Here is a 20,307-nt window from a genome sequence, read left to right as displayed (position 1 = left end):
ATATAAAAACAATCGTTGTTTTAACAGAAAATGAGCAATCATCATTTTTAAAAAACTCTCAAAACGAACACTTTACTTTTGTTAGTAAAAACCATAGGTTATTGTAAATTGTTATGACAGTATAAAAATCTTTCTTATCACAAAAATAACTCGAATATTAAGTTTTCAAGTAATGCTTTCACAAAAATCATTTACTTTGTTACCGAAGAAAATCTAACGTCATAACGCATAATTGATGCATTAAATGCTTCAAAATCAAAATCACCCAAGTTTTCAGGTATTTTCATCAACACAGGTAAACGAGTAAGTCCATTATCCCCATTTGGAAAAGCATAATGACGTTCAAACTCATTCATTGAAGTTAAGCTTTCAAACTCAATAAATACGCTATATCTAAGTAAACTTTTTGGTACAGCAATAATATCAAGATAGGCTTGTTTTTTCATACGCATAGCTGCCGCTTCAGCCTGAATTAAATCTTTTTCAACTTTTTCACCTTTAATAATACGTTTTAAAAACGAACCCTTGGTCATGGTTTGTTCTTCTAATAAATGTCCCATATAGGTTTTTAAATCACAGAAATCCTGCATATGAAATTCAAGTAAATCTTGGATTTTACGCACAGGTTGCTGTGAGCGCTCATTCATTTTTGCCCATTCGGTACCATACATGGGAATAAAAATTTCATCTTTACGTTTTTCAAGTAATTTTAAATACGCCATAATTCGATATTCAAGCAACTGAATATCGGTGTTAAAAAACAAAGATGGCTGTTCTTTAAAATCACGATAATGTCCCAAAATTTCAGACAAAATCCGATGTACACTCATAAATAAATATTCGAACTCTTCAATATGCGATAAATCACTTTTCACGGCATTCCGAAGAGGTAAAAATATATAACTCATGATCATATTTTCAATATTTTTCAGGTAATCATTCACGATTCCTTCGCTATTTTTAGTATTCAAACCCAATGGCTCCATTAAGTATGGAACCAATTTTTTATCTACAAAATGTTCAAAATCAGCGACAATTTCAAGCACGTCTTTATGTACTTGATGCTGAATGGTAATCATCTTTTGTAAATAATTTGATACTTCTTCTGCATAAGTTCCCTCTTTAATTCGGCTCAGTTCAACAACTACACTATTTAAGTAAATCTGCTGATGCCCCTCATACTCCATTTGCTCTTCAATTAGAAAACGGCGTATCGAATACGGATTATGGCCAAAATGCTGAATTGGTGCGATTAAAAAAATAAATTCTGATGTTTGCACAATATCAAATTTACGAAAATCTTGTTCTTTTAAAAGGAAATATTTAAAAAATGGATGTTGCATCATTTGAGAATATTTTGGCAACAAAGGTTTAAACCAATAGCCTAACAATTGTTGTTTAATATAGACCTCAATAATAAAACACTTAATTTGTTCAGCCGTTAACTGACGAATACCTTTGGGTGGAACAAGTTTCAACTTACGAATAATATTGGCAACATCTTGTAAAAAAACACGGCGAATCAATAATTTTTCGCGTTGTAAAGTAAGGTCATCATTTACAGGAATCAAATCAATTTGTTGTAATGCATTTTCTAAATAATCGGCAATCTGCAAACTGTCTGTAGTTTTTTTCAACCATTCAGTCGAGTGCGTAAGTTTTGCAGCAATTGAACGCATACGTTCATTTGAAAAACTGTGTTTTAAAATATGCAATGAGTTACTGATCTTATACTCAAAACTATTTGTAACACGATTCCACTGAATTTCTTTAGGTTTTAAAATTTGACGATCAATTTCTTCTCGAACATCAATTTCTTCATGTTCTAAAATTTCAGACACGATTTCTTTCCAATTCAAATCAGTGCTTGGCTCTAATTGCAATAATGTTGCTCGGATTTGATAAGGAATCATGACTGTGTTCATTTTAGCACCATCTTATTGCTTCTAATTTAGCAAACACTATTTCATTTTATTGTGACCAATTTAACATTTTTATAAATTATCATTCAACAATTATCTTTTAAGGAAGTATAAATCAACCATTTAATGCCATAAATGGCTGTTTTTTGTCACTCAATTCGCTCATTATACTTTTCAACATTCCTTTTTAAATTCTGAGTTTTACGTTGCTGTATATACATATGACGAATACCTTCGATCACAAGTACAATCACTGCCATCCAAATTGGGATATATGTCAGCCATTCATCAGGCCCAATACTTTCCCCTAAAACCAACGATGCACCTGCAAGTAATACTGGTTCTAAGTAACTCAGCAAGCCAAATAAAACCATAGGTAAATAACGACTTGCGAGAATATAGCTACCCAAACCAATAGCACTGAGTAAGCCTAACCCTGCAATGACCAATAATAAAATTGGAGCCCCTATTACTTGTGTTATGGACTCACCACTTGCTTGAATAAAGTAAATTGCCACAGGAATGCAAAGCAATATATCCCACCAAAAGCCGCCCAAGTTATCGGTCTGGATTTTTTTACGAATCATGAAATACAAACAATATCCTACGGCAACTGAAACCGTTTCCCACGCAATACTACCTAGACGCCAAAATTCATGCCCAACACCAAAAATAGCAAGCGCCACTGCTATTTTTTGTAAAATGGATAATTTTTCTTTATAGACAAAACGTCCCGTCAAAACCAATGCTAAAGGTAAAAGGAAATAGCCCAAAGAGACCTGTAATCCACGACCATTCATCGGCCCCCACAAAAACAACCACAATTGGAAACAGGTGAGAAAAGAGGTAAGTAAGAAAACAAAAATGAGAAACGGATTTTTTAGTAATCGCTGCCCAATAGATCTTACATGTGCAAAATCACCACTAAACAACATAAACAAAGTCAAAAATGGTAAAGTCGAAACAATACGCCAACCAAAGGTTTGCTGACCATCAAAATCACCCAATAAACGGGTGTAAAAATATAAAATACCAAATGTGATTGAAGCCAATACAGATAATGCGATTCCTTTATACATTTCTGCACACCATCACAAAAAAAAGAATGGTTATTTCCACATTAATTAAGTTAAAAGTCAACCTTTCACAATACAACGTTATTACAACATCAATACCGCTATGGATGACTCTGCTTTGTATAAATTACATCATCAAGTTGATAGCCCAAAGAACTCGCATATTTTAAATATTCACCGATTAAATGCGGATTCGGTTTTGGATCTCTAGACAGCACCCATAAATATTTGCGATGTGGTTCACCAACCAAAGCCATTTGATAGCTTTTGTCTATTTTTAAAATCCAATAATCCCCTCGCCCTACAGGTAACCATCGAATAGCTTCAGGAATAAAACTCACTCTAAGTTTACTGTTATAAGGCTGATTAATGACAAAAGCCTCACCTATAGAGCGCTTTTCTTGGGCTTCACCATCTTCACAACGATTGTCGACCACGATATTACCATTTTCATTTAAGGTATAACGTGCGGTGACATTTCCTACACAATCTCTTTGAAAATAGAGCGGTTTTCTTGCAACTTCATACCAAAGCCCTAAATATTTATCAAGTTCAACATGTGAAACTACAGGTAGTTTTTTGTCCTCTGCATATGTCACATGACTAAATAAGAACAACAGACCAAATAGAGAAATGACAAATCCCCATCGGCTCTGTTGATTTTGGTCATTCACTTTTCTTATCAACATTCGTTACCAAGACCGAAAAATTGGCTTTATTTCAATTTAAGATAACGATATTCACATCGAATAAGTGTAGATAAATGTATCTATTCAAATAATCTTGATTATTGAATCAACATTGCCTTCATGCGTAAAATTTCATCACGTAAACGTGCTGCTTGTTCAAACTGAAGTTCTTTCGATGCTTTGAGCATTTCTTTTTCAAGTTTGCTCATGTGTTTTGCCAACAGTTTTGGATCAGACAACAAATGCTGCTCATCTGCTGTCACACTTCGATTTTTTTGCAGCGCAGACTCATCAAGTTGCTCATCTTCAAACACCTCACCTGTATCAATCGACTTGGTCATTTGACGTACTGTACTACGTGGTGTAATACCATGCTCAGCATTAAATTCCATTTGTTTTTGTCGACGACGTTCTGTTTCATCAATGGCTTTTTGCATAGAGTCAGTAATACGATCAGCATATAGAATTGCTTTACCTTTCACATTACGTGCTGCTCGACCAATGGTCTGAATCAGTGAGCGTTCTGAGCGTAAAAATCCTTCTTTATCGGCATCTAAAATAGCCACAAGCGATACTTCAGGCATATCTAAGCCTTCACGTAAAAGGTTAATCCCCACAAGTACATCATAAATACCTGTACGTAAATCATGAATAATTTTTACACGTTCAACGGTATCAATATCGGAATGTAAATAGGCAACTTTCACGCCATATTCTTTTAAATATGAGGTTAAATCTTCCGCCATACGCTTAGTCAATGTGGTGACAAGGACACGTTCATCTAATTCTTTACGAATATTGATTTCGGATAGAACATCGTCAACTTGGGTTAAAACAGGACGTACTTCTAAAATCGGATCGAGCAAACCTGTTGGACGTACCACCTGCTCTGCGACTTGTTCTGACTTTTCCAATTCGTATTTGGCAGGTGTTGCGCTGACATAGACGGTGGTTGGAATAATGCGTTCCCATTCTTCAAACTGCATGGGACGATTGTCGAGCGCACTTGGCAAACGGAAGCCATAATTTACGAGGTTCTCTTTACGTGAACGGTCACCTTTATACATTGCGCCAATTTGCGGAACAGTCACATGCGATTCATCAATAATTAGCAACGCATCATCAGGTAAATAGTCAAATAATGTCGGTGGTGCTTCTCCCGCAGGACGTCCTGATAAATGGCGGGAATAGTTTTCAATACCATTGGTATAACCCAACTGTTGCATCATTTCTAAATCATAACGTGTGCGTTGTTCAATACGTTGTGCTTCAAGCAATTTATCATGTGCTTTAAAAAAGCCTAGACGCTCTTTAAGCTCCTCACGAATCGTACCAATCGCACGTTCTAAATTATCTTTAGGTGTTACATAATGGCTTTTTGGATAAATCGTCACGCGTGGTACTTTGCGAACCATCTTCCCTGTCAATGGATCGAACCATCGAATGGAATCCACTTCATCATCAAACAACTCAATACGAATGGCATGTTGATCCGATTCCGCAGGAAAAATATCAATAATTTCCCCACGAATTCGATATGTACCGCGTAAAAACTCAAGTTCATTACGGGTATATTGCATTTCAACCAAACGACGAATAATGTCATCACGACTAATACGATCGCCCTGTACAATATGCAACAGCATATTCATATATGCATTCGGGTCGCCTAAACCATAAATTGCTGAAACCGATGCGACAATAATAGCATCACGGCGTTCAAGTAAAGTCCGAGTCGCTGATAGACGCATCTGATCAATATGGTCATTAATCGCTGAATCTTTTTCGATGAACGTATCGGAAGATGGCACATAGGCTTCGGGTTGATAGTAATCATAATAACTAACGAAGTATTCAACCGCATTATTCGGGAAAAATGCTTTAAATTCGCCATAAAGCTGTGCAGCAAGGGTTTTATTATGTGCCATAACAATGGTTGGGCGTTGTAATTGTGAAATCACATTCGCCATAGTGTAGGTTTTACCCGACCCTGTCACCCCAAGCAAAAGTTGATCATGAAAACCTTTATTGACGCCGTCAACAAGTTTTGCAATCGCCTGTGGCTGATCACCCGCAGGTTCATAATTGGTCACAAGTTCAAATGGCTGATGGTCATTCACAATTAATTCCCCGATGGCATAAAAATATAGAGCGCATTTTAGTGAATCCATAAAATACAGCTTAATCACATTATTGGGGTCTATGATTAATAATCAAGTATTTTCCACTTGACCCTGCCCGATTTCAACTGCAACATGAAAGCTAGATCAATCTATTGTGTGAGCTGCCATGACATATCACTATCATGATGAAACCATTATAAAAAATTTACCTGATGATACCATTTTTGTTTTTGGTAGTAACATGGCTGGAACACATCAAGGTGGTGCAGCAAAAACAGCACTTTTACATTTTGGTGCAACTAAAGGTGTAGGACGAGGTTGGGCTGGGCAAAGCTTTGCGATTCCAACGATGAATGAACATTTACAGCAAATGCCACTCTCTCAAATTCAGCACTATATTGAAGATTTTAAAATCTACACCAAAAATCATCCAAAAATGAAATATTTCATTACTGCCGTAGGCTGTGGTGTTGCAGGCTATAAAGTTGAAGAAATTGCACCCATGTTCAAAGGTATTTCACGCAATGTCATTTTCCCTGTATCTTTTCGACCATTTGTTGAAAAAACCCTGCCCAAACTAACACAAAAATTAGTGCGTACTTTTATTCAAGACAGTGTAATTTTTAGTGATAATCCAAGCGAAACCATTCAAACATTAAATCTAACAGAGGCTGAAAAAAGTTTAGCGACCATTGTCATCAACACCCCGATGTATCCTGAAGATAGTAATGGCCGTGATCGTACTTTTGAAATTAGTGATATTTTACAAGCACTCAATGGCAAAATTTTTGAATTCCAAAGTAATTCTGAAGGTCCAATGATTTTTGGTGGTGTCATCCTTGCACTGATGGAACTTTACCAATTCAATGAGCGTGATTTCATAGAACTTTGGAATGGTGAAAAAACCATTGCTCCCCCTAAACCTGAGCATCATGCAAAGAGATAAATTATAGTATGTTTTGTATACACCATAATGACTAAATAAAATCATTTAGATGCTAGATATATGTATTAGATTTCAGATGCACAAAATATTTTTTTAATACACAACTTTTCATTATGAACGTTATAGGCATATGGCAAAGTTAGATTTATCTATCTTTGCTCTTTCTCCTATTCGCTTGTAGTTACAAGACTTTAGTAGCGTAAGACAAATTTTTGATGAGTGGACTGTGCAAGGAGTTACCGATATTAAGCAATATCTGCTGGAAGATCCGAATCGTTTTCGCCCTCGTCTTGCGACTATTGAAACTGTACATATCAATCAAAGTACACCCGATGAATCACTAAAACGTGCCAATCAAAAAATGCATAAAAAGAAAACTAAATATTATCAGGAAAAATTAAATCAGGCGAAATTCAATTAATATATTGAAGGGCTTTAAAATCCAACCTAATAAACATATTAAAACCGAGTAGCACCACAACAAACGATTAAAGGTAAAAAATAAAGAATTACTAACCAAAAACAAACAATAAATTCATATTTTGCAAACTACATCACCTATTTAAAATTTAACTATTTTTTAATCACAATATTAATGTTATATTTTTAATAATTAAAACCAATAATATGCTTGGATAGCGCAATGGAAATATTTGAATCATCAATTTTTGATTTATCACCTATACCAATGTGGCTAGAAGACTACAGTGAAGTAAAACAACAGTTTGACATTTGGAAACAGCAAGGTGTTAATAATTTAGCTGGATTTCTTAAAGAAGATCAAAGCCGTGTTACGTTATGTTCGCGAAAAATTAAAATTTTACAAGTCAATCGTAAAACATTAGAGCTATTTGAAGCGCAAAATTTAAATCATATTTGCGATAATATACATACCATTTTCAAACAAGAAATGTTTGAGTCACATATTTATGAGTTAGTTGCATTATGGAATGGTGAAAAAGAATTTTCGAGTACTACCATCAATTATACATTGAGTGGAAAACGTCTTGATATTAAATTGCGTGGTGTTATTTTACCAGGAGCTGAGCAAAATTTATCTCGTATTTTACTCACTACTGAAGATATTACCGATTATAAAAATGCTTCACGAATGGAAGAAAAAAATCGTATTTTAGCCGAATCACGATTTAATTATTCACCTTGCTCACTTTGGGTCGAAGATTTTAGTCGCGTTAAAATCCGTATGGATCAACTGCGCCAGATTGGTATTGAGGATTTTCGAACTTTCCTTGATGTGCATACCGATTTTATTCAACAATGCATAGAAGATATTATTTTAATCGATGTTAACCAAGCCACACTCGATTTATTTAAAGCACCCGATAAAGAAACTTTATTTAAAAATTTACACAAAATACTCACTAAAGAGATGCACCAAACTTTCCGTGAACAACTGATTGAACTATGGAATGGTAATATCCATCATCAACGTGAAGCAGTGAACTATGCTTTAGATGGATCGATACGCAATGTACTTTTACAATTTACGGTTTTTCCGGGTTATGAACATGATTGGGGCTTAGTCCAACTCGCCTTGACTGATATTACTGCACGTAAAAAAGCTGAAAGTTACCTCGAATATTTAGGCAAACACGATGTGCTCACCAAATTATTTAACCGTTCATTTCATACCGATGAAATCAATCGCCTGCAACGCAGCTTACTGCGCCCTGTTTCTGCAATTTTTATTGACATGAATGGTTTAAAATCAACCAATGATAATCTTGGACATGACGTTGGCGATGATATGTTACGCCGTATGGGCAATATACTCTCACGCAGTATTCAGCACACGACTTACACTGCTTCACGTATAGGTGGAGATGAATTTGTCATACTGATGTCAGGTGCAGAAGAAAAGACGACCGATGCGATTGTGATGTCAATTGAAGAATTATTAAACATTGATAATCAATACTACTCAAGCCATCAAATTAGTATTTCTTTGGGACAAGCAACAACTCTTCTACATGAAAGCATAGAATGTATGCTTAAGCGTGCAGATACTCATATGTATGAAAATAAAAAGAAATATTATGATTATATAGCGCTGAAAGAAGCTTAGAATTGCATGATCACTGTAAATACAATTTTAGATGTTGCTTTACTATTCCAATTGGTCTTATTAGAAATCCGCTTTGGTAAACTGTTCCATATCATTCATAAGGTGGGAGATCAAATTACCACTAAAGATGCTACTAAAAGGCAGTGGATATAAAGTTGAATCGTTTCAATTTGGCAATGATGACTGCTTTTATCTTAAAAATTTAGACTATCAACAACATTATATTTAAATTTATAAATTTTTCAGATAAAAAAACAGGCGCACATGCACCTGTTTTTTATTACAACTCAAACCATAAACTTAACGTTTACCCATAGAGCGACGTGTACCACGAGGTGGCATCCAAGTGCGATCTGCATAAGGTTGTGGTTTCGGACGCATATCTTCAACCTCTTCATCTGCAGCTTTCGCATCATTCGCCTGTTTTACAGGAAAAGGTAATTTTACAATGGCTTTTTTCTTGGGAGTACTTGGGGAGCTCATATGATTCACTCAATTCAATCTGCGTATATTGTACGGAAATTTTATAAACAGTGCGAGTCGGCATTACAAAGTTCATTGTTTAGATTTTTTTTGAAACAGTAATTCTTCAGTTTTTGTTCTTTTTTTAAGGTTTGGTGACATTTTGTACGGCTAAATACAACTTTTTAGGCTAAGATGGTGTGCTTTTATTTTTTATCCCAATAAGAAGGAATATTGCCGTGGACGTACGTCTCTCTGATCGTGTAAATGCCATCAAACCGTCCCCAACGCTTGCTGTTACCAATAAAGCTGCTGAATTAAAAGCAGCTGGTAAGAATGTAATTGGTCTGGGTGCTGGCGAACCTGATTTCGACACTCCGCAACACATCAAAGATGCTGCAATTGCTGCAATTAACAATGGTTTTACAAAGTACACCGCTGTTGATGGTACACCTAGCTTAAAAAAAGCAATTATTGCAAAATTTAAGCGTGACAATAATCTTGACTATGCTGCAAACCAAATTTTGGTTTCATGTGGTGGTAAACAATCTTTCTTTAACCTTGCACTTGCATTGTTAAACAAAGGTGATGAAGTGATTATTCCTGCACCATTTTGGGTAAGCTATCCAGATATGGTGATCATCGCTGAAGGCGTTCCTGTTATTGTAAAATGTGGTGAAGAACAACGCTTCAAAATCACACCTGCGCAACTTGAAGCTACAATTACAGACAAAACACGTCTAGTCGTATTAAACAGCCCTTCTAACCCAACAGGTATGATCTATACCAAAGCTGAGCTTGAGGCATTGGCTGAAGTACTTCGTAAATACCCTGAAGTATATGTTGCATCTGACGATATGTATGAACCGATCCGTTGGGATGATGAATTTTATAACATCGCAACTGTTGCACCAGACCTTTACGACCGCACAATCGTGTTAAACGGTGTATCTAAAGCTTATGCAATGACAGGCTGGCGTATTGGCTATGCAGCGGGTCCTGCAAAACTTATTGGCGCAATGAAAAAAATCCAATCTCAATCAACTTCAAACCCAACTTCTATTTCACAAGTTGCTGCTGAAGCTGCATTGAATGGTCCTCAAGATGTTCTTGAGCCAATGATTGAAGCATTCAAACGTCGTCATGACTTAGTAATGGCTGGTTTGAATGATATTAAAGGTATTTCTTGCTTACCTGCTGATGGTGCATTTTATGCATATGCAAACATTCGCCCATTGATTCGTGCAAAAGGTTTAAAATCTTGCACAGAATTCTCTGAATGGTTACTTGAAGAAACAGGCGTTGCTGTTGTTCCTGGTGATGCATTCGGTCTAGGCGGTTTCATGCGTATTTCTTATGCTACTGCTGATGAAGTCCTTGTTGATGCGCTTGCTCGTATCAAAAAAGCGGCTAATTCAATTGAAGGCGTTGACGCTGCGATTGCATCGATTGCTGCTGAAAAATAATTTAAACCTCTCCAGTTGATGTTTAGAAAACCTCGTCTTTTGAAAAAATGGCGAGGTTTTTAAATTTCAAAATACGTTTATCAAAAACATCTAGATAAATATAAAGCGCGCCCAAAGTAATGAATCCAGTAATAATGTTATAGGTCACAACAATACAACGCTTTAATTCATCACACGCAGTTAAAACTCTACTTTTACTTCTGTATGATGACAAACCATTCACTTAACTACGCTAATATTTTATGTATAAATTAAAAGTTGAAAATTATACAAAAAATTAAAAAAACATTTTTTGTTTGAATATTTAATAAAAATATTTTTAAATATGCAAATACAACAAATTAAATATACTGTTTGGAGAAATATGCGCTACAAAATTATTGATGTATTCCAACAACAAAACCTCCCTCAATACATCGCTCAATGCCTAAAGCAACACTCTCCTCGTTTTATTATTATTTCTAGCAGTCGTATATTGTGTAAAGAAACTGATATTATTGATGTCGATTTCAATCTCATGTCTGCATCATGGGCGACAGGTGAAAATATTGCCTTAAATATTCTCCACAGCGCAGATAGCCTCGATAAATTTTACGAATCTGACCACTAAAAGAACAAAAATAATAATATTACCCTGCTATTTAATTTTCAACCTCATTGGTTCACACTATTTCTTTGACTTATAAGTTCCTTTTTGGAACTATAAAAATATAACAAACCAGATAAAGGATTTTAAAATGAAGCACCCAAAAGAAATGACAGGTATTGAATTTTTACAAGCCATGGCTGCAGGTCATATTCCACGTGCAAGCATCAGTGAAACCATTCCAATGGAAATGAAAGAGTTTTCAGTAGGCACGGCTATTTTCATGGTTAAAGCAGGCAATCAACACCTCAATCCTTTAGGGGGCGTACATGGTGGTTTTGCAGCAACGGTGCTTGATTCTGTAACGGGTTGTGCGATTCACACCCTACTCGATGCAGGTATAGGCTACGGTACAATTGATTTGAATATTAAAATGTGCCGTCCTATTCCCAAAGATAAAGAACTGACTGCAATTGGTACAACCATCAATATGAGCAAAAACTTAGGTATTTCTGAAGGAAAAATTGTCGATGAGGATGGAAAACTCTATGCCCATGCAACGGCAACATGCATGATTATTCATCCAAATAAATAGTTTTAAATATATACGCATCTATTACTTTAAAAGTGCAATCACTCGATTGCACTTAAAGATAAACACAGAAACTATTTGAATCAATTATTTTGAGTACATTAAACTGCTGACTTTAAAGCAGTTAGTAATTGCTTACGATCCAACTTGTGTGCTGAAGTACCTTTATAGTTCGCATAATATTGAAATACACTATTTAAACTAACATGTACTGCTTTATTTTCAGACTGTGACCATACCTGAGAACGATTACTCCCTGACAATGCACTGCCTGCCAATTGGTATAGATATAAATCATTTTCACGTTGAAATGATGTTTTACGACCATCATCTTTATGCTCACCTAAACGTAAGCATGAATCATTGATTAACCATTTTTCACTAAACCAAAGATGTAATAAATCACCTAAAAATAAATCAATATGCCCCAAAGGCCATACACGAATATAAGCATTTTCAACAGGTGTAAAATATTGGTCAGGGTGAGATAAGATAGAAAGATAATGTGTCTTGTAATAATCAAGGTTTTGGAAAATATTTGAAATGCTAAGCGTATTCATTCGCTGTCTCCTGTTTAGCCATTTTAGTGCTGGCAAGTTGGTTGAAATCCACACAGTTTAAGTTTGTACTTAAACATTAAGTTATGCATTAAATCTAGCAAGCTAAAACTAAGGATGCAAGGCAGAAATTCATTTTTTTACGATTTTTCATTTTTTCGATTAAATAAAAACCATACGATAAAAAAATGAAGTTGTTATGACAATTTTAACTTGACCCAATTTAAAATCCCCTTATAATCGCACTCAGATTCTCCAATAGCTCAGTCGGTAGAGCGACGGACTGTTAATCCGCAGGTCCCTGGTTCGAGCCCAGGTTGGAGAGCCAAATACTAAAAAGCCCACTCATCTGAAGTGGGCTTTTTTCTGCCTACTATTTCCAAACTTTATTTGAATAAGAAATCAAATCAATCCGATGATATAAAAAATATTCAATCATAAAAAAACCTCCCGTAGGAGGTTTGATTAAGCCGATGCAGGTACACCGCTATGAAAACGAAATAGCGCATCAGGTTCTAAAATCAAATTTTTTTCCACTTCACGAATATACTCAATGCGTTTTTGAATATCCTCTTCAGGATCTTTCAATTTCGCTGATTTAGCAACATCGAGAGCAAGCGCCAAGTAATCCTCATAATGACGTGATTCCGACTTAAGTAAATAACGATAGTATTTACCCAACTCATCATCAACAAGCGGTGCAAGCGCATAAAAACGCTCACATGAACGCGCCTCCACAAATGCACCAATCACCATAACATCAATCAGTGCTTCAGGCTCATAAGTGCGAATTTCTTTACGGAGACCACCCGCATAACGCCCTGCACTCAAACCTTCCCATTTCTGACCACGTTTGGTCATAAACTCAAGTACTTGTTCATAGTGCAACATTTCCTCACGTACCAACTGCGCAAGCTTGACCTGTAAATCAGTGAAAAAACTGTATCGGAACATCAAATTCATTGCTGTTCCTGCGGCTTTTTTTTCACAATTGGCATGATCTTGCATGAGTAATGGAAGATTGTTTAATGCCTCATCCAACCATGCTTTTGGTGTTTCACAACCCAAAAAAGCAATGACAGGTTGCATCAGTTCATCATAATTTAAATTTGACATGCTTGATTTTTCTATCCGTTTTACATTCGACTCAAAAACACGAATTAACGTGCTGCTCGAATCGCTTTCTTCATATCTTGTACAGCTTGCTCAAGCCCAACAAACACACTTTCAGCAATAATCGAATGACCAATATTTAACTCGTGAATTTGTGGAATTGCTGCAATAGGTGCAACATTTTGTAAGTTCAAACCATGACCTGCATTCACGACTAAACCTTTCGATGCTGCATATTCAGCACCCTGAACAATACGCTGTAATTCAGCGTGCTGTGCTTCTTCTGACTCAGCATCAGCATAAGCACCTGTGTGTAACTCAATGGTCGGTGCACCACATGCCACTGCTGCATCAATTTGTGCAAAATCAGCATCAATAAATAAAGAAACATCACAACCGATTACTGACAGTGCCTGTGTTGCAGCTTTAACATCATCAAAGTGTCCAACCACATCTAAACCACCTTCTGTCGTGATTTCTTGACGTTTTTCAGGTACAAAACAAACATGCTGTGGCTGAATTTCTTTTGCAAAGGCAACCATTTCATCGGTCACAGCCAACTCAAGGTTCATATGAGTTTTCAGTAAAGGACGCATACGGCGCACATCATCATCTTGGATATGACGACGATCTTCACGTAAATGCAGTGTAATCCCCTCTGCCCCTGCTTGCTCACAAACTAATGCCGCTTTTACAGGATCAGGATAAGCCGTACCACGTGCCTGTCTAAGCGTTGCAACATGATCAATGTTCACACCAAGCAATGCAGCCATAACATTTTCCTAATAAGTTTGATCGATAAAACGTTATCGATTTGCAATTTTTGATTGTGCGTTTTGAATCCACAATTGACGGCTTTTCAATGGACGATCGCCCAATAAAGCACTAATCATTTGCCGATAAAGCTTCGTCAGTAATTGTAACTGTTCTAAGTTGAAATCCATACCTTTTTCATAATACTGCATACACAGAATCTGCTCCCCTGTCAGCACAGTAGAAGCGGTATGTGAAACAGGAATAAAGCCATCGGTCAATTGAAACTGATAACGCTGATTGCTTAATATTTGATTCTGCATTGAATCTTGACTGTAATCGAGCGGATAGCCCAACTCTTCAATTAAGGCATACTCAAACTGACGTAAAATTTGCCTGAGAAAAGCATTTTGATCAGCCTGTGTTGCCATATTTTGTAGTTGATTTAAAGTTTGATGATATTGTGCAAAAGTTTCTACCATTGCCTCTTCTAAAGGACAAAGTCGCAAAATAATTTCATTCAAATAAAAACCTGAAAAAAAGGCATCACCATGAAAAAATATAGGCTGATTAAGTATTTCGAGTTTAGAGAAATTTTTGAGTTCAGATTTACCTGAGGCTTGCACGGTGATCGGTTGATATTGTGGTGGTGGTGTCTGTCGCAAAATACCATCGACACGCCCATGCTCCTGCGTAAATAGATGAACAATATGGCTACGCTCACGGTATTTACGGTGATGAATCAAATAACCATGTAGAACTTCATTACGCATTCAACGATCACTTTATTGGATATTAATCGTCTTTATCTTTCTTCTTTTCATCTTCATCATCGCCATCAGGAATGACTGCGCCAACGACAGCAGCCGTACCTTTAACGACACCTTTAGTCACACCATACGCAGCTTTAACAGGAACTGTAACAAGTTTGTGAATACATCCTTGCAACATGAATACACATGTCAACACAGTAAAAATACGAATCATCACAGTTCCTTATTTATCGCTCGAATGAAGGACTTAACGATTAAATATCGCTATAACCCAAACTTTTCAGTGCACGCTCATCATCGGACCAACCGCCTTTAACTTTAACCCAAAGCGTTAGCATGATTTTTTGTTCGAACATTTTCTCCATGTCAACACGTGCATCCATACCAATTTTTTTCAGCTTAGCACCTTTTTCACCAATCACGATTGCTTTCTGACCTGAACGATCTACAAAAATAGTGGCATCAATATAAGTACAAGCAGGCTTTGGACGACCTGTTTTTTCATTGACAGTCGCATCTTCTGTCTTAAATGATTCAATCTGTACTGTCAAATCGTAAGGTAACTCCTCACCCAACTGACGCATGATTTTTTCACGAATCACTTCTGATGCTAAGAAACGCTCAGAACGGTCTGTAATTTGTTCAAGTGAATACAGTGGTGGTTGAAACGGCAAATATTTCTCAATTGTATTACGTAAATGATCGAGATTTGCACCACGAAGCGCAGATACTGGAACAATTTCAGCAAAATTCATCAATTTTGCACGTTCTTGAATCAGTGGTAATGCATGATTTTTATTTTCAAGTGTATCAATTTTATTGATCACTAGAATCACAGGCATATCCGCATTCTTTAGTTTTTCTAAAACCAATTCATCATTTTGTGTCCACTTGTCTGCATCGAGTACAAACAACACAAGATTTACATCACGCAATGCAGAAGAAGCTGCTTTATTCATCATTTTATTGATAGCACGCACTTCTTTTTTGTGCATACCGGGTGTATCGACAAAAACAGCTTGAGATTTTTCACGACTATCAATACCAACAATTTTATGACGAGTCGTTTGTGGCTTACGTGAGGTAATCGATAATTTTTGACCTAAAATATGGTTCATTAATGTCGATTTACCCACGTTTGGTCGCCCAACAATGGCAACAAAACCACTTTTATAGTCCGCAGGAATTTCTGTGCCTTGCTCGCTAAAGAATTGATTAATTAAATCATTGCCGCTGTCTTGCGACTCGTGATCAGCATCGATGTGATCGGAATGTGTATTCATGTAGATTACTGCTCCAGTAATTTTAAAAATTCTGCCGCCACTGCCTGTTCAGCAAAGCGGCGACTTAAGCCTTCGCCCATCATGACAGGTAAACCTGCCACTTCACATTCCACTTTGAAATGTTGATTAGGTGCATCGCCCTGAATATCTACAACCTCGTAAACCGGGAGAGGTTTTTTACGTGCTTGTAAATACTCTTGTAAGCGTGATTTAGGATCTTTCAACTGATCTGTTGGCTCAATATGTTCTAAATAAGGTTCATACCATTTTAAAACAATATTCTGTAGTTGGGGCAAATCCTGACAATCAGTATAAATTGCCCCAATAATTGATTCTACTGTATCGGCTAAAATTGATTCTCGGTGATGACCACCTGATTTCAACTCCCCCGTACTTAAAATCAAACTATGACTAAGTTTAAGATCATGTGCAATTTTCCCTAATGCTTCCTGACGAACCAAAGTCGCTCGCATGCGTGTCAAGCGACCTTCATTTTCGTTTGGGTAAGCATGATATAGATAATTTGCAATGATCATACCCAACAATGCATCACCCAAAAACTCTAAGCGTTCATAATTGGTTTTATGACTGACCGATCGGTGTGTCAGTGCTAATTGAAGTAATTCAATGTTTTTAAACTGATAACCGATACGGCTGAGTAAGCGTGGATCACTTACTTTGAACTGACCTTTGATCAAAACTCTTCTCGAATGTTAGGATGATATCAATATTCAGCATGAATTTTTTTCGCACTTCATATTTTTTCATCACTTCTAAACCATTTTTTGTTGAAACAGTCGCAATATCTTTGAAATGAATATCATGGATATTGTTCATGACTAAACGTTTATCCATCTGATTGATAAAATTAGATGGTGTAATATCATTTGGACTACTTTTAACCAACTCAGCAATCTGCCCATCAATCACACGATCATCCCAATAAGATGGCCATACTGCGATTACAATCTTTGCCATAAAAGCAAAAGCAACCACCCCTAATAAAATCCCGATATAGGATACACCTTGTTGAGTCTTGCGCATTTTTATTATCCGTCTTTCGCTGCAATATAATTAGTCAATTGTACCATTATGACTGAATGAAGGAACTTTCAAACCCGGTTCCTTATGCATCCAAATATAAATCGCATGACCTGTTAAGTTCTCTTCAGGTACAAAACCCCAAAAACGACTATCAGCACTTTGATCACGGTTATCACCCATAGCAAAGTAATGTCCTTTTGGTACAATCACTTCCCAATTTTCCCCATTAGATTTTACAAAACGATCATTAGCTTTGGCAACATAAGGTAAATCTTGTTTTTTCTGTGCATAATTAAATGCTGAAACAAGCGTATTTTGACCTTCAAGTAAACGCACCAAGTGCTTATGCTCACCCATCGTTTCATAATAATAGATCGACTGTGCTGTATCATAAATATCTTTCGGGCGACTAAACTGGGTTGGCGTTTGTGTCACTTTCTGACCATTAATGAATAACTGACCATGATCCGATTCTATTTTATCACCAGGTAAACCAATAATACGTTTGATATAACTAATTTTTGGATTTGCTGGATAACGAAATACCGCAACATCACCACGTTTCGGCTCGCCAATATCTAAAATTTTTGTATTGGTAATCGGTAAACGTACACCATACTGATATTTATTCACCAAAATATAATCACCAGTTTCTAAGGTAGGTACCATAGAGTCCGATGGAATATTAAATGGTTCAAAGAAAAATGAACGCAACACCAATACAACTGCTAAAACTGGCCAAAAATCATATGCCCATGAAATAATGAAATTTTCATTACCACGCCCCTTTTCTGCACGTTGCTTGAAAACAAATTTATCGAGCAGCCAAATGCCAAAAAACAACAGCGTTGCAGGAACGAGTATTAAATTAAAATCAAAATCCATGAGCTATCTGACCTTTTTCTCTTATTTTATCTATCTACTTTCAACACAGCAAGGAACGCTTCTTGTGGGATTTCAACACTACCCACTTGCTTCATGCGTTTCTTACCTTCTTTCTGTTTAGAGAGAAGTTTCTTCTTACGAGAAACGTCACCACCATAACATTTAGCCAATACGTTTTTACGCATTGCTTTCACAGTAGAACGCGCAATAATTTGTGCACCAATGGCAGCTTGAATCGCCACATCAAACATTTGACGCGGAATCAAGTCTTTCATCTTTTCAACGAGTGCAATACCACGATGACGTGCATCATTACGGTGACAAATCATAGCTAAAGCGTCGACTTTATCACCATTAATTAACACATCAACTTTAACCAAAGATGAACTTTCGAAACGTACAAAGTTATAATCAAGTGATGCAAAGCCACGTGAACAAGATTTCAATTTATCAAAGAAATCCATAACCACTTCAGCCATTGGTATTTCAAACGTGATTGCAACTTGGTTACTGACAAACTTCATATCTTTCTGAACGCCACGACGTTCAACACATAAAGTCATCACATTACCCAAATACTCTTGCGGAACAAGAATATTACATTCAGCAATTGGCTCACGTAAATCTTCAACTGTAGAACCTTCAGGCATTTTAGATGGACTATCGATATAAATCGTTTCGCCATTTTTCATCAATGCTTCATAAATTACAGTCGGTGCAGAAGAAATCAAATCAAGATCGTATTCACGCTCTAAACGCTCTTGTACGATTTCCATGTGGAGCATACCCAAGAAGCCACAACGGAAACCAAAACCTAAAGCATCTGAACTTTCAGGTTCAAAGAAAAGTGCAGAATCGTTAATTTGAAGTTTATGTAAAGCTTCACGGAACGGTTCAAAATCACTAGCGTCAATAGGGAATAAACCCGCATAAACCTGTGGTTTAACCTTTTTAAATCCTGGTAAAACTTCAACTTCTGGAGTATTCGATAAAGTAATGGTATCGCCCACTGGCGCACCAAAAATATCTTTAATACCTGCAATCACAAAGCCAACTTCACCCGCTTCCAACATACCTGTTTCTGTATGTTTCGGGTTAAAAATACCCACAGATGTCACAATGTGCGTTTGACCTGTTGATTTTACAAGCATTTTATCGCCTTTGCGAATACGACCATGCTTCACACGAACAAGAGAAACCACACCAAGATAGTTATCGAACCATGAGTCAACAATTAGGGCTTGTAATGCAGCATCACGATCACCTGTTGGTGGTGGAATAACATTGACTAGTGTTTCTAAAACGCCCTCAACGCCTAAACCAGTTTTTGCAGAACATGTTGGTGCTTCTGTTGCTTCAACACCAATAATATTTTCAATTTCTTCAATAACACGCTCAGGTTCTGCTTGAGGTAAATCAATCTTGTTCAAAACAGGTAGAACTTCAAGACCTTGCTCAATGGCTGTATAACAGTTTGCTACCGATTGTGCTTCTACACCCTGTGCAGCATCAACAACCAATAACGCACCTTCGCATGCCGCTAACGAACGAGATACTTCATAGGAAAAGTCAACGTGTCCTGGGGTATCAATAAAGTTGAGTTGATACTCTTCACCATTTGGATGCGTATAATACAGCGTAACTGAAGCCGCTTTAATGGTAATCCCACGTTCACGCTCAATATCCATAGAGTCAAGAACTTGCGCTTGCATTTCCCGATCTTGCAAACCACCACACGTTTGAATAAAACGATCAGCAAGTGTCGACTTGCCGTGGTCAATATGAGCAATAATACTGAAATTACGGATATTTTTAATATCTACAGATTTTTTAGCTTGCGCCATGGGCTACCTTGAACATTCAATTGCGTTGCGTACAAAAAGAAAATACACAACAAAAGCGATTAATAAATTGCGTGAGATTATAGCAGATGACTTTTTTAAAGTATTCA

General features: G+C 36.6%; 21 protein-coding genes and 1 tRNA gene. 7 read left to right on the top strand and 15 right to left on the bottom strand.

Annotation, left to right across the window (positions count from 1 at the left end; genetic code table 11):
- Positions 1-191: 191 nt before the first annotated feature.
- The 4 genes from ACK2M2_RS01680 to uvrB all read right to left on the bottom strand — a co-directional run bounded on the left by ACK2M2_RS01680 (position 192) and on the right by uvrB (position 5,807).
- Positions 192-1,925 carry a hypothetical protein gene (locus tag ACK2M2_RS01680; protein WP_419345922.1) on the bottom strand — a complete coding sequence of 578 codons (1,734 nt, stop codon included), beginning with the start codon at positions 1,923-1,925 and terminating at the stop codon, positions 192-194.
- Between the two features lie 146 nt (positions 1,926-2,071).
- On the bottom strand, positions 2,072-3,001 hold the full coding sequence (gene rarD, locus ACK2M2_RS01675) for an EamA family transporter RarD (RefSeq protein ID WP_409511909.1): 930 nt from the start codon (positions 2,999-3,001) through the stop codon (positions 2,072-2,074).
- A 98-nt stretch (positions 3,002-3,099) separates the two neighbouring features.
- Positions 3,100-3,633 carry a lipocalin family protein gene (locus ACK2M2_RS01670; RefSeq protein ID WP_409511939.1) on the bottom strand — a complete coding sequence of 178 codons (534 nt, stop codon included), beginning with the start codon at positions 3,631-3,633 and terminating at the stop codon, positions 3,100-3,102.
- Between the two features lie 152 nt (positions 3,634-3,785).
- Entirely contained in the window at positions 3,786-5,807 is a 2,022-nt protein-coding gene (gene uvrB / locus ACK2M2_RS01665) for an excinuclease ABC subunit UvrB (RefSeq protein ID WP_419345921.1), read from the bottom strand.
- Between the two features lie 169 nt (positions 5,808-5,976).
- Between uvrB and ACK2M2_RS01660 the strand changes: the two genes are divergently transcribed.
- From ACK2M2_RS01660 to ACK2M2_RS01650, 3 genes are all read left to right on the top strand, one after another.
- On the top strand, positions 5,977-6,756 hold the full coding sequence (locus tag ACK2M2_RS01660; RefSeq protein ID WP_419345920.1) for a hypothetical protein: 780 nt from the start codon (positions 5,977-5,979) through the stop codon (positions 6,754-6,756).
- Positions 6,757-6,982: 226 nt separating this feature from the next.
- A complete protein-coding gene (locus ACK2M2_RS01655) occupies positions 6,983-7,177 on the top strand; it encodes a hypothetical protein (protein WP_419345919.1) in 195 nt (64 codons plus the stop codon).
- A gap of 222 nt (positions 7,178-7,399) precedes the next feature.
- The gene (locus tag ACK2M2_RS01650; protein ID WP_409511905.1) at positions 7,400-8,842 is read left to right on the top strand and encodes a sensor domain-containing diguanylate cyclase; all 1,443 of its coding nucleotides are present in this window, start codon (positions 7,400-7,402) and stop codon (positions 8,840-8,842) included.
- Positions 8,843-9,142: 300 nt separating this feature from the next.
- On the opposite strand, the gene ACK2M2_RS01645 is transcribed toward ACK2M2_RS01650, so the two are convergent.
- On the bottom strand, positions 9,143-9,325 hold the full coding sequence (locus ACK2M2_RS01645; RefSeq protein WP_409511904.1) for a hypothetical protein: 183 nt from the start codon (positions 9,323-9,325) through the stop codon (positions 9,143-9,145).
- Positions 9,326-9,543: 218 nt separating this feature from the next.
- Here ACK2M2_RS01645 and ACK2M2_RS01640 point away from each other — a divergent pair, with 218 nt between their 5' ends.
- The 3 genes from ACK2M2_RS01640 (at position 9,544) to ACK2M2_RS01630 (ending at position 11,951) form a co-directional block, all read left to right on the top strand.
- Complete coding sequence (locus tag ACK2M2_RS01640) at positions 9,544-10,770, top strand: pyridoxal phosphate-dependent aminotransferase (RefSeq protein ID WP_419345918.1); 1,227 nt, start codon at positions 9,544-9,546, stop codon at positions 10,768-10,770.
- Between the two features lie 364 nt (positions 10,771-11,134).
- Positions 11,135-11,380 (top strand): hypothetical protein, encoded by a 246-nt coding sequence (locus ACK2M2_RS01635; protein WP_409511902.1) that lies wholly within the window; start codon positions 11,135-11,137, stop codon positions 11,378-11,380.
- A 127-nt stretch (positions 11,381-11,507) separates the two neighbouring features.
- Positions 11,508-11,951 (top strand): PaaI family thioesterase, encoded by a 444-nt coding sequence (locus tag ACK2M2_RS01630; RefSeq protein WP_419345917.1) that lies wholly within the window; start codon positions 11,508-11,510, stop codon positions 11,949-11,951.
- 98 nt (positions 11,952-12,049) lie between these two features.
- Here the strand turns inward: ACK2M2_RS01630 and ACK2M2_RS01625 are convergent, their stop codons facing one another.
- On the bottom strand, positions 12,050-12,508 hold the full coding sequence (locus ACK2M2_RS01625) for a hypothetical protein (RefSeq protein WP_419345916.1): 459 nt from the start codon (positions 12,506-12,508) through the stop codon (positions 12,050-12,052).
- A 249-nt stretch (positions 12,509-12,757) separates the two neighbouring features.
- Here ACK2M2_RS01625 and ACK2M2_RS01620 point away from each other — a divergent pair.
- Positions 12,758-12,833, top strand: a tRNA-Asn gene (locus ACK2M2_RS01620).
- A gap of 137 nt (positions 12,834-12,970) precedes the next feature.
- On the opposite strand, the gene ACK2M2_RS01615 is transcribed toward ACK2M2_RS01620, so the two are convergent.
- The 9 genes from ACK2M2_RS01615 to lepA are packed head-to-tail and all read right to left on the bottom strand — an operon-like array spanning position 12,971 to position 20,200.
- Entirely contained in the window at positions 12,971-13,621 is a 651-nt protein-coding gene (locus ACK2M2_RS01615) for a tRNA-(ms[2]io[6]A)-hydroxylase (protein WP_409511899.1), read from the bottom strand.
- A 44-nt stretch (positions 13,622-13,665) separates the two neighbouring features.
- Positions 13,666-14,391 (bottom strand): pyridoxine 5'-phosphate synthase, encoded by a 726-nt coding sequence (pdxJ, locus tag ACK2M2_RS01610; protein WP_409511898.1) that lies wholly within the window; start codon positions 14,389-14,391, stop codon positions 13,666-13,668.
- A 33-nt stretch (positions 14,392-14,424) separates the two neighbouring features.
- The gene (gene recO / locus ACK2M2_RS01605) at positions 14,425-15,144 is read right to left on the bottom strand and encodes a DNA repair protein RecO (protein WP_409511897.1); all 720 of its coding nucleotides are present in this window, start codon (positions 15,142-15,144) and stop codon (positions 14,425-14,427) included.
- A gap of 22 nt (positions 15,145-15,166) precedes the next feature.
- Positions 15,167-15,358: an NF038104 family lipoprotein gene (locus tag ACK2M2_RS01600; protein ID WP_409511896.1), complete on the bottom strand. Its 192-nt coding sequence runs from the start codon at positions 15,356-15,358 to the stop codon at positions 15,167-15,169.
- Positions 15,359-15,398: 40 nt separating this feature from the next.
- Positions 15,399-16,427, bottom strand: a complete 1,029-nt coding sequence (era, locus tag ACK2M2_RS01595) for a GTPase Era (RefSeq protein ID WP_409511895.1) — start codon at positions 16,425-16,427, stop codon at positions 15,399-15,401.
- A gap of 5 nt (positions 16,428-16,432) precedes the next feature.
- Positions 16,433-17,125 (bottom strand): ribonuclease III, encoded by a 693-nt coding sequence (rnc, locus tag ACK2M2_RS01590; RefSeq protein ID WP_409511894.1) that lies wholly within the window; start codon positions 17,123-17,125, stop codon positions 16,433-16,435.
- Positions 17,097-17,471 (bottom strand): DUF4845 domain-containing protein, encoded by a 375-nt coding sequence (locus ACK2M2_RS01585; RefSeq protein WP_409511893.1) that lies wholly within the window; start codon positions 17,469-17,471, stop codon positions 17,097-17,099. The genes rnc and ACK2M2_RS01585 overlap by 29 nt, the downstream gene beginning before the upstream one ends.
- Positions 17,472-17,501: 30 nt before the next feature.
- Complete coding sequence (gene lepB, locus ACK2M2_RS01580) at positions 17,502-18,356, bottom strand: signal peptidase I (protein WP_419345915.1); 855 nt, start codon at positions 18,354-18,356, stop codon at positions 17,502-17,504.
- A 26-nt stretch (positions 18,357-18,382) separates the two neighbouring features.
- A complete protein-coding gene (gene lepA / locus ACK2M2_RS01575; RefSeq protein ID WP_419345914.1) occupies positions 18,383-20,200 on the bottom strand; it encodes a translation elongation factor 4 in 1,818 nt (605 codons plus the stop codon).
- Positions 20,201-20,307: the final 107 nt, after the last annotated feature.

Source organism: Acinetobacter sp. TY1 (assembly GCF_048551395.1).
Taxonomy (GTDB): domain Bacteria; phylum Pseudomonadota; class Gammaproteobacteria; order Pseudomonadales; family Moraxellaceae; genus Acinetobacter.
Note: the sequence above shows the minus strand (reverse complement) of the source record. Positions and strands in the feature narration are given on the sequence as shown.